The organism is Bifidobacterium longum subsp. infantis ATCC 15697 = JCM 1222 = DSM 20088 (assembly GCF_000269965.1).
Lineage (GTDB): Bacteria > Actinomycetota > Actinomycetes > Actinomycetales > Bifidobacteriaceae > Bifidobacterium > Bifidobacterium infantis.
Genome location: NC_017219.1, coordinates 2,346,888 through 2,360,695, shown reverse-complemented (window position 1 = coordinate 2,360,695; position 13,808 = coordinate 2,346,888). Strand labels below are relative to the sequence as shown.

Annotated in this window: 11 protein-coding genes; 7 read left to right on the top strand and 4 right to left on the bottom strand. The window is 63.0% G+C overall.

Features of this window, described 5'->3' with window-relative positions; all coding sequences use genetic code 11:
- The first annotated feature begins 161 nt into the window (after window positions 1-161).
- Window positions 162-2,024, top strand: a complete 1,863-nt coding sequence (gene ilvD, locus BLIJ_RS11025; RefSeq protein ID WP_012578399.1) for a dihydroxy-acid dehydratase — start codon at window positions 162-164, stop codon at window positions 2,022-2,024.
- A gap of 92 nt (window positions 2,025-2,116) precedes the next feature.
- Here ilvD and fmt read toward each other — a convergent pair whose 3' ends face one another.
- The 4 genes from fmt to serB are packed head-to-tail and all read right to left on the bottom strand — an operon-like array spanning window position 2,117 to window position 6,964.
- Window positions 2,117-3,103, bottom strand: a complete 987-nt coding sequence (gene fmt, locus BLIJ_RS11020) for a methionyl-tRNA formyltransferase (RefSeq protein WP_012578398.1) — start codon at window positions 3,101-3,103, stop codon at window positions 2,117-2,119.
- A gap of 23 nt (window positions 3,104-3,126) precedes the next feature.
- A complete protein-coding gene (locus BLIJ_RS11015; protein ID WP_012578397.1) occupies window positions 3,127-3,831 on the bottom strand; it encodes an HAD family hydrolase in 705 nt (234 codons plus the stop codon).
- A 58-nt stretch (window positions 3,832-3,889) separates the two neighbouring features.
- Window positions 3,890-6,202: a primosomal protein N' gene (locus tag BLIJ_RS11010; protein WP_012578396.1), complete on the bottom strand. Its 2,313-nt coding sequence runs from the start codon at window positions 6,200-6,202 to the stop codon at window positions 3,890-3,892.
- Between the two features lie 39 nt (window positions 6,203-6,241).
- On the bottom strand, window positions 6,242-6,964 hold the full coding sequence (gene serB / locus BLIJ_RS11005; RefSeq protein ID WP_012578395.1) for a phosphoserine phosphatase SerB: 723 nt from the start codon (window positions 6,962-6,964) through the stop codon (window positions 6,242-6,244).
- 50 nt (window positions 6,965-7,014) lie between these two features.
- On the opposite strand from serB, the gene BLIJ_RS11000 reads away from it, so the two are divergent.
- The 6 genes from BLIJ_RS11000 (at window position 7,015) to pafA (ending at window position 13,688) form a co-directional block, all read left to right on the top strand.
- Window positions 7,015-7,713: a DedA family protein gene (locus BLIJ_RS11000; protein ID WP_014485138.1), complete on the top strand. Its 699-nt coding sequence runs from the start codon at window positions 7,015-7,017 to the stop codon at window positions 7,711-7,713.
- Between the two features lie 60 nt (window positions 7,714-7,773).
- Complete coding sequence (arc, locus tag BLIJ_RS10995) at window positions 7,774-9,339, top strand: proteasome ATPase (protein WP_012578393.1); 1,566 nt, start codon at window positions 7,774-7,776, stop codon at window positions 9,337-9,339.
- Between the two features lie 21 nt (window positions 9,340-9,360).
- Entirely contained in the window at window positions 9,361-11,028 is a 1,668-nt protein-coding gene (gene dop / locus BLIJ_RS10990; protein WP_012578392.1) for a depupylase/deamidase Dop, read from the top strand.
- An 11-nt stretch (window positions 11,029-11,039) separates the two neighbouring features.
- Window positions 11,040-11,936: an inositol monophosphatase family protein gene (locus BLIJ_RS10985; RefSeq protein WP_012578391.1), complete on the top strand. Its 897-nt coding sequence runs from the start codon at window positions 11,040-11,042 to the stop codon at window positions 11,934-11,936.
- Between the two features lie 91 nt (window positions 11,937-12,027).
- Window positions 12,028-12,231: a ubiquitin-like protein Pup gene (locus BLIJ_RS10980; RefSeq protein ID WP_012578390.1), complete on the top strand. Its 204-nt coding sequence runs from the start codon at window positions 12,028-12,030 to the stop codon at window positions 12,229-12,231.
- A complete protein-coding gene (gene pafA, locus BLIJ_RS10975) occupies window positions 12,231-13,688 on the top strand; it encodes a Pup--protein ligase (protein WP_012578389.1) in 1,458 nt (485 codons plus the stop codon). Before BLIJ_RS10980 ends, pafA begins: the two co-directional genes overlap by 1 nt.
- Window positions 13,689-13,808 lie beyond the last annotated feature (120 nt).

Genomic DNA, 13,808 nt, shown 5'->3' with positions numbered 1-13,808 from the left:
GCAAGTGTAGCCGTTTGGGGGGACTTCTGTCAGCCCTATACCGGACTCTCGCCAGAGGAATGTATTCCAAAAAATATGTGTAAGAAACGTTACGTTTTTGCCAATTCCATTATTCGACTCTTGACAAGCGGCGTGTCCCTCGCAAAGGCTTGAATAGAGCCATGACTGAAATGCGATCTGCAAAAATTATGTCAGGGCGCGTCTTTGCAGGCGCCCGAGCCCTCTACCGTGCTGCGGGCGTCAGCGGAGACGACATGGGCAAGAAGCCCATCATCGCCATCGCCAACTCGTTCGATGAGTTCCTGCCCGGCCACGTCCACCTCAACAAGGTCGGCCGCATCGTTTCCGAGGCTATCAAGGAAGCCGGCGGCATTCCGCGCGAGTTCAACACGATGGCCGTGGACGACGGCATCGCCATGGGCCACACTGGCATGCTCTACTCCCTGCCTTCCCGCGACATCATCGCCGACACCGTCGAATACCAGTGCAACGCGCACTGCGCCGACGCCCTGATCTGCATCCCGAACTGCGACAAGGTCGTGCCGGGCATGCTGATGGCAGCCCTGCGCCTCAACATTCCGACCGTGTTCGTCTCCGGTGGCCCGATGGAGGCCGGCACCACGGTGCTCGCCGACGGCACAGTCAAGAGCACCGACCTTATCGACGTGATGTACGCCACCGCCGACGACAGCGTCTCCGATGAGGAACTGCTCAACTATGAGAAGACCGTCTGCCCGACCTGCGGCTCCTGCGCCGGCATGTTCACCGCCAACTCGATGAACTGCCTGACCGAGGCCATCGGCCTGGCCCTGCCCGGCAACGGCACCATCCTCGCCTCCCACTCCTACCGCAAGGACCTGTTCGAGCGTGCCGCCAAGCAGGTCGTCAAGATCGCGCACCAGTACTACGACGATTCCGACGATTCCGTGCTGCCACGCTCCATCGCCACCAAGGAAGCCTTCGAGAACGCCATGACCATGGATGTGGCCATGGGCGGTTCCACCAACACCGTGCTGCACATCCTCGCCATGGCCCAGTCCGCCGACGTGGACTTCACCCTGGACGACATCGAGCGCATTTCCCACACCGTGCCGTGCATCTGCAAGGCCTCGCCGTCCGGCAAGTGGGAGATTTCCGACGTGCACCGCGCCGGCGGCATCACCGGCATCCTCGGCGAGCTCGACCGCGCCGGCAAGCTGCACACCAACGTGCACTCCATCGACTACCCGACGCTGGAAGCCAAGCTGGCCGATTGGGACATCATGCGCCCGACCTGCACCGAGGAAGCCCAGCAGATGTACAAGGCCGCTCCTGGCCACATCATCTCCCCGGAGCCGTGGACGCACACCACCCTGTTCGACTCGCTCGACCGCGACCGTACCAACGGCGCCATCCACGACATCGATCATCCCGAAATCCATGAAGGCGGCCTCGCCGTGCTGCGCGGCAACCTGGCCCCCGACGGCTGCGTGGTCAAGACCGCCGGTGTTCCGCCGGAGATCTGGAAGTTCCGTGGACCGGCTCTGGTGGTCGACTCCCAGGAGCAGGCCATCGAGGTCATTCTGAACGATACCCTGAAGCCCGGCATGGCGCTTGTGATTCGTTACGAAGGCCCGAAGGGTGGCCCGGGCATGCAGGAAATGCTGTACCCGACCTCCTTCGTCAAGGGCAAGGGCATCGGCAAGCAGGTCGCCATGCTCACCGACGGTCGCTACTCCGGCGGTTCCTCCGGTCTGGCCATCGGCCACATGGCGCCTGAGGCTGCCAATAAGGGCCCGGTGGCGCTCATCAGGAACGGCGACATCATCGATATCGATATCGAAGCCCGTTCCGTGAACGTCGAACTGACTGACGAGCAGTTGGACGAGCGTCGCCGTGAACTCGAGGCCGGCGACGGCTACGTGGCTCACCGCAACCGCCACGTCTCCCAAGCGCTGAAGGCGTACGCCGCCTTCGCCCGCTCGGCCGACAAGGGTGCGACGCGTGACCCGGAGCTGATCAACAAGCTCTCCGGTCTCGACTGATCGCCGATTGTATAGCTGAAAAGCCCGGTATCTTCCTCGCGAAGATGCCGGGCTTTTTGCTGTGCTTCCGATGACGGGAGCGATATTGCTTGTTATCGCACGCAGGCGGCGGGGGAGAGGCGTGCGCCTCGGGCCCAGTCGGCGGCGCGCATGGCCTTCTTGCCCTGCGCCTTGACTTGGATGAGTTCCAGCGGCGTGCTGCCGGTACCAACCCACACGTTCTTCTTGCCCACCTTCAGCTCGCCGGGCTTGAGATCGGCCGGAGTGTTGGGATTGGACTGGTCGGCCGGTTGCGCGGCGAGGATATGCAGGGTGAGGGATTTAGCGGTTGACCCGTCATTATCGGCGATTGGCCCCTCCGCAAACAGTTCGGTCCATGCCCCAGGATGTGGCGTGCAGGCGCGAATCTGGCGGTCGATGGCTCCGGCCTCGTCCGTCCAACTGATGCGGGCGTCCTCCACCGTGATCTTGTGCGCATATTCCAGGCATTCGGCCGGCTGCGCGGTGAATGTGGCGGTGCCTTCGCCGACGGCGGCCAGAGCATCCACATACATGGGTGCGCCTTCTTCGGCCAGACGGTCAAGCAGTTCGCCGGAGGTCTCACGGCCGGTCAGTTCGATGGTCAGGGAAGCGACGATCGGGCCATCGTCCAAGCCCTCGCCGACCTTGAACACGTCGGCGCCGGTGGTCGGGTCGCCTGCCCAAATCGCACGCTGGGCGGGAGCGGCGCCACGCCACTTTGGCAGGTTGGAGAAATGCAGGTTGTACCAGCCCATGGGTACTGCGTCGAGTACGTTCTTAGGCAGGATATTGCCATAGGCGATGACAGCGGCGATATCCGCATGCAGGTCGTTCAACGCCTCCATGAATTCGGGGGAGCGGGGTTTGAGATCGATGACGGGCAGCCCGAGTTCCAGAGCCTTCGCCTTGACCGGGCTGGGCGTGAGTTTGCGGCCGCGACCGGTAGGCGCGTCGGGGCGGGTGATGACGCCGACCACGTCGAAGCGTGGGTCGGTGGCAAAGGCCTTGAGCGAGGGCACCGCCACGTCGGGGGTGCCGGCGAATACGAGTTTGAGCATGGTCCTCCTTGAAATGTCGATGCTCACTGCACGGCCGGAATGTTCACGCCATTGGCGATGAGCAGTTCACGCAGCTTGACCGGATCCTGGAAACGTACGCCACGGATGCCGGCCGCATTCGAGCCGACGATGTTCATGGCCTTGTCGTCGATGAACAACGCGCCATCGGCATTGATGCCGAACTGGTTCAACGCGGCCTCGTAGATTTCCTTGTGCGGCTTGCGCAGCTTGACAAAACCGGAGACGAGCTTGCCATCAAGCTGCTGCAGAATATCGCACTGTTCCTCGGCCACGTGGAACAGGCTGGATTCCCAGTTGCTCAGGCCCCACACGCCGATGCCGGCGGCCTTCAGGTCATTGACCAGCACGCGCGCGCCCGGCACGATGCCGGTCAGGGAGTCGCGGAAGTTCTTGATGTAGTAGTCGAGGATGTCCGCCCACTTATCGCCCTTGTCACGGCGCATGATGGCGATGGCCTCGTCGGTGCTGGTGCCGCCGTCCATCAGGTCGTTGGCATCGTAGAAGCCGGAGATGTCGTTGTCGAGGAATTCGTCGATGGTCTTCTGGCTGTAGCGGGGGATGAGTACGGCGGCCGGATCCCAGTAAATCAGCACGTTGCCGAAATCGAAGATCACGTCGGTGATCGGCTTGCCGGCGTTCTCGGCGGCCTCGCCGTCCGCGACCAGCACGTCGTAATCCATATCCGGCTCTCCAGGCCAGCCCTTCATGGTGTCCTCCTTATAGCGATGTTCGTTCTGTAATTATCGTTTCACGTGTTGAAGACGATTAGATCAGGTCTTTGGGATCTACTCGGAAGCGAAGCTCGCCGGGTTCGCGAGACGCCACATGACGAGCGGTTTCCCGGTGCAGTCGGGCCGCCAGCTCGGCTCGCCGACTCTGCGGCACACGGATTACTGCCTTCACCCGGTCGGCCGTGGCTTCGAGCTCCCGGGCGTCGACCGTGTCCGGTTGCGCGATCGGCACCGGGCCCAACATGCCGGGCAGCTCGCCGCAGGCCGTCCAATCGCCGCCCAGGGCGCCGATACGCTGCATCAGCGTCATCACCGCATCACGGCGGCCCCACACGCAGGCGGCGGCCACGGCCGGCGGCATACCGGTCTCCACACGCTCCTCAAGATCCTTGGCTGCAAGAATCCTCGAATCCCAGAGCATCAGCGATTGGGCGATGGCCGGGTCGGTTTCGCCGAGAATCAACGCCTGGCCGCCACGGGAACGCGGCGCGCACAACGACACCGCACGCATCCACGCGGTCAACGTATCCAACCGAGCATCCACGCCCAACGCATACAGGCTGGTCCAAGCGTCGAGCACGGCCACTGCGCGATACTCATGACCGGATGTTCCCTGCGCGGCACTGACCGGACGCACGCGCGGTTCGAAACCGGGAGTGGCGATGACAATCATCGGCTGGCAAGCCACATCGCGCACCAGACCCTGCGTCTTGCTGGACAAAACTACTGGCACGCCACGGAACAATCCGGCCAGCTCCGCCGCAGTGCCGGCAGCCCCCACCCGCACCACGCGCATACGTTCATGCCCACAGCCCGGACACTTCCAGTTGATGGCGGCAGCCCCGCACCAGCGGCATCGCGGTGTGGAGTCCCGGCGGTCGGCCGGCAGTTGCAATGGTCCGGAACACTTGGCGCAGCGCACCTGACGATGGCATTTCGCACAGCTCAAGGTCTCGCTGACATTGTCTTGCGGAATGGACAACAGCACCGGGCCGCTCTCCAGCGCTTTGGAAAGCACGCGGACAGCTGTATGCGGCACACGTGCGCCGATGGACGGGTCGGCAAGACGCGCAAGCTCATCGCGATTGAGCCAACGTACCCAAGGCGTCGCATTCTTCAGCGGCGAGGCGAGCGGGTGAATCGCGGTGGAATAGCCGCTCACCGGGGTCTCCACCGTATCCGGGCCGGTGTTTTCCCACTGGCTTTGCGGGGTGCGCGCATTGGCCATGGCCACGAACACGCCGCCATGGGACTTGGCGCGCAGCCGCATCACGCCACGGGCCTGTGGATATGGCATCATACCGTCCATGTTCTGATAGGCGGCATCCTCCAGAATGGCGAACAGTGCCGGGCCTGCAACCGGCGCATACATCACCGCGCGGGTGCCGATCACCACCTTCACCTGGCCCAACGCCACGGCCAGATACGTGCGATACCGGTCGGCCGCAGGCATGGTCTCCGCATTGAGCACGGCGACGTCGCCCACCCAGCCGCCGGCGGGTGCCGGGGCGAACGGTTTGAGTCCATAATTGCGTAGCATAGGCATCAGGTCTTCGACCTCGCGCATGGTGGGCAATTCAACTACGGCAGCCTTACCGGCACTCAACGCAGTGGCCACCATCCATGCCATGTTTCGTTGCCACTCCTGTGCACCGGGCAACGAATCAAACACAAAAGATTGGAAACGTTGACCGGTAAGCGCGTCATGAAGCACATTGACATCGGCGTAATTGGCGGTCAGACGACGATACCCCTGCGCAGCTCCCTCCGAAACGGTACTGGCAACGGCAAAGGTAGAGCCAGCAGGTTTGGTCCCATCGGGATTGGTGCCACGCCCGGCAAAACCACCCTGCGTATTATCCGGCAATGAGCCGCCGACCGGCCGACGGAACGATGCGGCCAACCGCTGCTCGGTCTCTACCTTGGCCACGCGCGGTGGCACGGCGAAACGCAGAATATTGGCCCGTGTGCCGCCATAGGCTTTGGCAACCAGACTGATATCCTCACGCATCGAAGCGGGAACCAGTACATCGGGGCTTAGCACTCGCTCGATATAGCGAATCGAAGAGCGCGGCGTATCGCTGGTATCGGTGCGTGCCCAGATCACGCCGCTGACCCTCTGACCGCCAAACCGCACGCGCACCAGCACACCCGGTTGTGCGGCCTCGCTGTCTTTTTCATCAATGAAGTAATCGAATGTCTGACCGAGGTGGAGCGCCTGCACATCCAGCACGACTTGCGCTATGGGATGCTGCTCGGCCGGCGTATGCTCCGCAGGCGCACGTTTACGCCGCTTGCGGGGAGCCAGCCCCGCAAGCGTCAACTGTTCTGCGCCTGAAGTAGTCATGGCTCAACTATAAGTGCCGGAGCCGAGGTCGGTAAAATTTTACCGGCGCAGGTAATCGAGTACGTGGGTTAGGTCGCGGTCGTTGATGGCTTTGTCGGCGGCGAGCTGGGTCTTTGGCTTGGCACAGAACGCGAGACCCAGGCCGGCGGCCTGAATCATCGGAATATCGTTGGCGCCATCGCCCACAGCCACGGTCTGGCTCATCGGAATACCCAAACGGTCCGCCCATGTCTGCAAGACGTGCAACTTCACGGTCTTGCTCACGATTTCGCCGAGCACCTTGCCGGTCAAGCACCCATCGGCAACCTCAAGCCGGTTGGCGATCCAATAGTCGATATGGCCCTCGGCCGCCAGCATATCGACCACTTCATGGAAGCCGCCGGACACCACGCCGACCTTCCAACCGTGTTCATGCAGCGTGTCGATAAGCTCCAGCGCACCCTTGGTGAAATGCAGCTTGTCATGCACCGTATCGAACGCGGAAACCGGCAGCTCCTTCAGCAGCGCCACACGAGCACGCAAGGCGTCGCAGAACTCCAGTTCGCCGCGCATGGCGCGTGCGGTCACTCCGGCAATCTCCTCACCGCAGCCAGCCACCACGCCCAACTCGTCGATAACCTCTTCGTCAATGAGCGTGGAGTCCACATCCATAACCAGCAGGCCGGGCTCGCTCAGCGTCGGCACAAAAACCGCAGAACCAGCCGGGCTCCCAACTTCGCTCTCGGCGGACTTGTCAATAAAATGCACATCTTCTTGCGTCATGCTCCTGATTCTGGGAAAACCTTGGGACAATGCCCTCTATGAGTTTTTCCATGGCAGCCGCCACCATTCTTGCGACCGACCCTACGCCCATCTGCACCACCACCGAACCCGGCCTGATCGGCACCATCACCGACTGGCTGATCATGCTGATGGAAACCATCGGCGGTATCGGCGTGGCCTTGGCCATCGCCCTCGAATCCATCTTCCCGCCCATCCCGTCCGAAGTCATTCTTCCGCTCGCCGGCTTCACCGCCGCACGCGGCACCTTGAGTCTGCCGGGCGCAATCATCTGGGCCACCATCGGCTCCGTACTGGGTGCCTGGACCTTGTACGGCATCTCCCGCTGGGTGGGCCTGCATCGCATCAATCTCGCGGCAGACAGAATCCCCGGCGTCAGCCGCAAAGACGTGAGCAAAGCCAACGACTGGTTCACCAAATACGGCACATGGTCGGTGCTCATCGGCCGTGTGATTCCCGTGGTACGCTCGCTGATTTCGATTCCCGCCGGGTTCAACCGCATGAACTTCCTGCACTTCACCGGCTGGACCCTGCTCGGCTCGGCCGTGTGGAACACCATCCTCGTTTCCGCCGGTTATCTACTCGGCGACCAGTGGTGCTCGATTCAGGGCGCGCTCGGCGTGTTCGAGGACGTGGTCATCGCGGCCGTGATTGTGGTCATCGTATGGTTCGTGGTGCGAAAAGTGCGTACTGTGATACGTAACAGGAAATCCGCCGACGGCAACGAATAGGGTCTGCCGACTGCCATAAGTTGCCGAAAATCCCGGATAGAAGGGAAGCGAAGAACCCGCATGAGCGACACCGAAGATCTCGCCGCGCTGAACGATCGCCTGATGGCCAAGAACCATGCGCTCGCCGAAGCATTGAACCGTGCCGGCAAGGAACTGACCAAGGCGAAGTCACGGCTCGCCCAGCTCGCTCAGCCGCCGCTCACCTTCGCCACCATGGTCAAGGTCGATTCCACCCGCACCGACGCAGACGGCATCCAGCACGCGTCGGCCGAAGTCATTTCCGGCACCCGCCGCATGGTGGTGCCCGTGGCATCCAACGTCAACGCCGCCCGTCTGACCGCCGGGGCCACCGTGATGCTCAACGAGAAGCTCGTGCTGGTCGAGCAGCGCGACGCTGACACCGTGGGCCAGATTCGCAGTGTCAAGCAGGTACTTGACGATGGTCGACTGATCGTTACCGACGCCTCCGGCAATCCCGTGCTCATCCGCCGTTCCGGCGCGCTCGCGTATGCGGACATCAATCAGGGCGACCGCATCATCGTCGATCCGTCCGTCCGCCTCGCCATCGAAGCGCTGCCCGCCGAGGGCGACAAGGATCTGGTGCTGGAGGAGACCCCGGACGTCACGTTCGCCGACATCGGCGGCTTGGATAGTGAGATTGGTCGTATCAGGGACGCCGTCCAACTGCCGTTCCGGCATCGTGCGCTGTTTGAGCGCTACGATCTGAAGCCGCCGAAGGGCGTGCTGCTGTACGGCCCGCCCGGCAACGGCAAGACGATGATCGCCAAGGCCGTGGCGAACGCCCTGTGCGAGGGTGGTTACGATTCGAATGGCGACGGCTCGATCAGCCCGGCCGAAACCCGCGTTAAAGGCGTGTTCCTGTCCGTCAAGGGCCCGGAACTGCTCAACAAATACGTCGGCGAATCCGAACGGCTGATTCGCCTGATCTTCCAGCGCGCCCGCGAACGCGCCGCGGATGGCAATCCGGTGGTCGTTTTCATCGACGAAATGGATTCGCTGCTGCGCACCCGCGGCTCCGGCGTCTCCTCCGACGTGGAGACCACGATCGTGCCCCAGTTCCTCTCCGAACTTGACGGCGTGGAATCACTCGACAATGTGATGGTGATCGGTGCCTCCAACCGCGTGGACATGATCGATCCGGCTGTGCTGCGACCGGGGCGTCTCGACGTCAAGATTCGCGTCGGCCGGCCCAAAACCAATCAGGCCATCGCCATCGTGGACCATTACCTCACCGACGACCTGCCTCTGGAAAATGGCGTCGACGCGCACGCCTTGTCCGCCGTGCTGGTGCATGACATCTACGGAACCTCCGAACGCCGCCATCTATGCGACGTGCAGGAGGAGAACGGCCAGTGGCATGCGCTCTTCCTGGCCGACGTGGTCTCCGGCGCGATGCTCAAGAACATCGTGGACCGGGCCAAGACCCGAGCGGTCAAGGAATCCATCGAAACCGGCTCGGACGTGGCGCTCACCGTGCCGCTGCTCGCCGCCGCCGTGGAAGACGAATACCGCGAGACCCGCGATTCCATGGCCGACGTGGACCCCGAACAATGGTCGCGCATCAACGGCATGGACCCGATCCGCCGCATCCGCACCGCCGAATAGCTCAAGCTCAAGGAGCGCTACATGACCGTCAAACGAGTGATGGGCACCGAAACCGAATACGCGGTATCCCTGAACACCCCGGATCGCTACAATCCGGTGCAACTGTCCTTCGACGTGGTGAACGGCGCCGCGGACAGCCACAGCAAATCCATCCGCTGGGACTACCGGCAGGAGGACCCGGTCAACGACGCGCGCGGCACTCGCCTCGAACGCGCCGCCGCCCGCCCGGACATGCTCACCGACGCCCCACAACTCAACATCACCAACGTGATCGCCCCCAATGGCGGCCGCGTCTACGTGGACCACGCCCACCCCGAATACTCGGCACCGGAAACCACCGACCCGTTCGAAGCGGTCCGCTATGACCACGCCGGGGACCTCATCATGCAGGCCGCCACCGAACGCGCCCGCACACAGACCGGCACCCCCGTCGCCCTGCATCGCAACAATGTGGACGGCAAGGGCTCCTGTTGGGGCACGCACGAGAACTATATGATGGCCCGCTCAGTGCCATTCGATTTGGTCACGCGCCTGATGACCCTCCACTTCGTCACCCGCCAGATCTACGCCGGCTCCGGCCGCGTGGGAATCGGCGAGAACAGCGAGATCCCGGGCTACCAGCTCAGCCAGCGCGCCGACTACATCCATGCCAAAGTCGGTCTGCAAACCACCTTCGAACGCCCGATCATCAACACGCGCGACGAATCCCACTCCACCGACGCATACCGCCGCCTGCACGTCATCGTTGGCGACGCTAACCGCATGGAGGTACCGCAGGCCCTGAAACTCGGCACCACGAGCATGCTGCTGTGGCTGCTCGAACACGCGGACGAAGCCGGATTCGATCTGAACGTCTTCCTCGACGAGCTCGAACTGGCCGACCCGGTCGAAGCCATGCACACCGTCTCCCATGACCTGACGCTGGGCGCAAGCCTGCCGCTGGCCAACGGCGGCGAAACCAACGCATGGCTTATCCAGCTCAAACTGCGCCAAGCCGTCTACCAGGTCGCCGCACTGGTCGAAGGCACCGACACCGCCGGCGAGCCCGCCTGGCCGGACAAATCCACCACATCCATCATGGCGATGTGGCAGCAGGCGCTCATCGACTGCGCCTCCATCCGCCATGCCGCCGACGATGACGAACGCCTGGCCATGACCGGCGAGGCCAGCCGCATCGAATGGCTGCTCAAATGGCAGCTGCTCGAAAAACTGCGCCGCAAAATCACCGCGGCAGCTGTGCCCAGCGTGGCTAACGGATGGAATGATCCGCGACTGAAGGTCATTGAACTGAAATGGGCGGCGCTCGACCCCGCGGACAGCATCTTCACCAAACTCGAACCCCGCACCGAACGGGTGGTGAGCGCCGCCGACATCGCACGCGCCGCCACCGAACCGCCGGCAGACACCCGCGCCTGGCTCAGGGCGAAACTCGTTGCACGATTCGGCGATGAGGTGGCCGCCGCCAGCTGGTCCCGACTCACTGTTCGCGACCCGCGCGCCGCAGACGAGGGCGAGGCTGTCGAATTCTACGGCAATGCCGGCCATATGGCCGCTACCGACCATCACCTGTTCTCCCTCGACATCTCCGATCCGCTCGCCTTCACCAAGGCGCACTGCGAAACCGAACTCAATTTAGCCGAACACGCCATCGATCTGCTGAAGTCGCTGGCCATCAACGCCGAACGATAGACTTGATAGCTATGGAAGAAACACGCGAAGAGACCCCACAGGACCTGCGCAACCTTGCGCTCAAAGTCGCCGGCCTTCTCGAAGAAGCCGGCCAGCATGCCCTCCACGACCAGCTCAATCCGCGTAACCTCGCCCAGTCGAGCACCGAGAACGCGGATCGTGGTCCCCGCTATAAGCTCGAAGTCGACAGCAAGATTATGCGCTTTATGAGCGCCAGAATCGCCGACATCGCCCACTTCGACGGCTTCTGGACCACCCGACCCGCCGAAAGCCGCCCCGGCCAGCGTTACTGGTACATCGGCAAGATCGACGGTGTGATCAACTACATACGCCGCATGAGCGAATGGACGGTAACCGCCGCCCTGTTCGAATTCGGCCCGGACAATGAGCCCAAGCCGATCATCGGCATCGTGCATGCCCCGGCCCTCGGCCTGACCTACCTGGCCGCCAAGGGAGCGGGTGCCGTGCGCATCCACAAAACCGCGGTCGGTGAGAAGCGCGACAAGGTCGTGCCGTCGATGACCTCCTCGCTGGACGGTTCCGTGCTGAGCTACGGCATGTCCTTCCTGCCCGACGAATCGCAGCGCGCGCTCGACGTGGCCTCCTCGCTCGCCGGACGCCCGGCCGACATCAAGCGTGTGGGCCCCGCCTCGCTCGACCTGTGCAAAGTGGCCGACGGCACCTATGACGCCTACTTCGAGCCGATGCTGCACGTGTGGGATATCCCCGCCATCGCCGCCGGCACCGTGGTGGTTTGGGAGGCGCAGGGTACGCTGAGCCGTTGGGACGGCGAACGTATCCACTGGCGTCACGATAACGATGTAGTGGCCTCCAACGGACTCATCATCCGCGAACTGCAGCATTACCTGCAGCAGTATCCGTGGCCCGACTCCATCAACCAGCGATAATTTTTTTGACTCCTCCGGCTCCCCTCGGGTGAGGGGAGCCGTCGGCCGAAGGCTGACTGAGGGGAGTTTGACAGCCCAAAAAGAAGACAACATGCCACAACAATTCGAACAACCTCAAGCACAGCAGGCCGTGACCCAGGAAGACGACGCCCTCGCCACCACGCAGGCCGCCACCCAAACCGAGTCCACCGACCAGGCCGACGTGTTGGACGACATCCTCGACGACATCGAATCCACCTTGGAAACCAACGCCGAGGAATACGTCAACAGCTTCGTGCAAAAAGGCGGCGAGTGATGCCCCAACTGCGTGACAGCGGCACCCGCTCCCTGCACGCCACGGAACCCGTACCATCCGCCGAGATGGACGGGTTCTGCCGTATTTTCGGCGTCGAAACCGAATACGGCGTGGCCGTCACCGGTGCCGAACGCCCCGTGGACGCCGGCCAGGTGGCGATGACCATGTTCCAGCCCATCGTCTCCCGTTCCCGCTCCACCAACACGTATCTGGCCAATGGCTCACGTCTGTATCTGGACGTCGGATCCCATCCCGAATACGCCACCGCCGAGGCCCGTGACCCGCGCGAGGCCTTGGGGCAGGATCTTGCCGGCGAACATGTGATGCGCAATCTGGCCCTGAAGGCCCAGCGCAAGCTGCGCGAATCCTACAGCGAACACGCCACGATCCACGTGTTCAAAAACAACGTCGACTCCGCCGGCCACGCCTTCGGCTGCCACGAAAACTACCTGGTCCGCCGCTTTGTGCCGTTGGAGACCATCGAACACCAGCTGCTGCCGTTCCTTATCACCCGCCAGCTGTACACCGGTGCCGGCCGCATGACACCGGATGGCTTCCAGATCACCCAGCGTGCGGACTTCCTGGACGAGGCCGTCTCCTCGGCCACCACCCGCTCCCGCCCGATGGTCAACACGCGCGACGAACCGCACGCCGACCCCGACTCCTTCCGCCGGCTGCATGTGATCATCGGCGACTCGAACCGTTCGCAATGGTCCACATGGATGAAGCTCGCCGTCACGCACCTTGTGCTGTGCGCGATCGAAGATGCCTTCCGCCTCGGCACCCCGTCCGGTTTTGAACACTGCGCCTTCGCCGACCCGGCTGCGGCCAATCGCACCGTCAGCCGATTCCTCGACGACCCGCACGCCGAACTGACGCTCGAATCAGGCGAATCCGTGTCCGCACTGGGTCTGCAGCGCCGGTATTATGCGGCGGTCAAGGCCTTCATCGAAACCCATGGCGATGCGCTGGCAAGTTCGCTGCCGGCCACCACGATCGTCACGATTATGGGGGAGTGGAGCCGCGTTCTGGACGCGCTGGAGCGTGGTGCATACGATGCGCTCGCCGACCGCGTGGACTGGGCCGCCAAGAAGCGTCTGTTCGATGCGCTCAAACGCCGTCGCCCGGACGTCACCTTCGCCCAGATGGAACAGCTTGAGCTTGACTACCACGACATCGCCAATGGCCGCCTGTACGGTTCGCTGACTTCCCGCAACCAAATGCGTGAGCTGCTGACAGGAGACGACGTGGAATACGCCGTGCACAACCCGCCGACCGACACCCGTGCCGCCCTGCGTGGCCGGTTCGTGGACGCGGCCCTGAACGTCGGAGCCCAGTTCTCCGCCGACTGGACCCACCTGACCCTGACCGCCCCCGAACGCCGGGAAGCCATACTCCTCGATCCCTTCGAGGCCGAGCCCACCCCGGAATTCGAGCAGCTTATGGAAGCGCTGTAGATTCCACAGGAGTTCTTCACCAGCAAACCATTCAAGCTGGAGTCCGACAACTCGCTTTCCGTTGATGCGGCCGTGGAACATCTGCTGAGGCATGCAGCGCAGCGGCAAAGGGAGAATCCG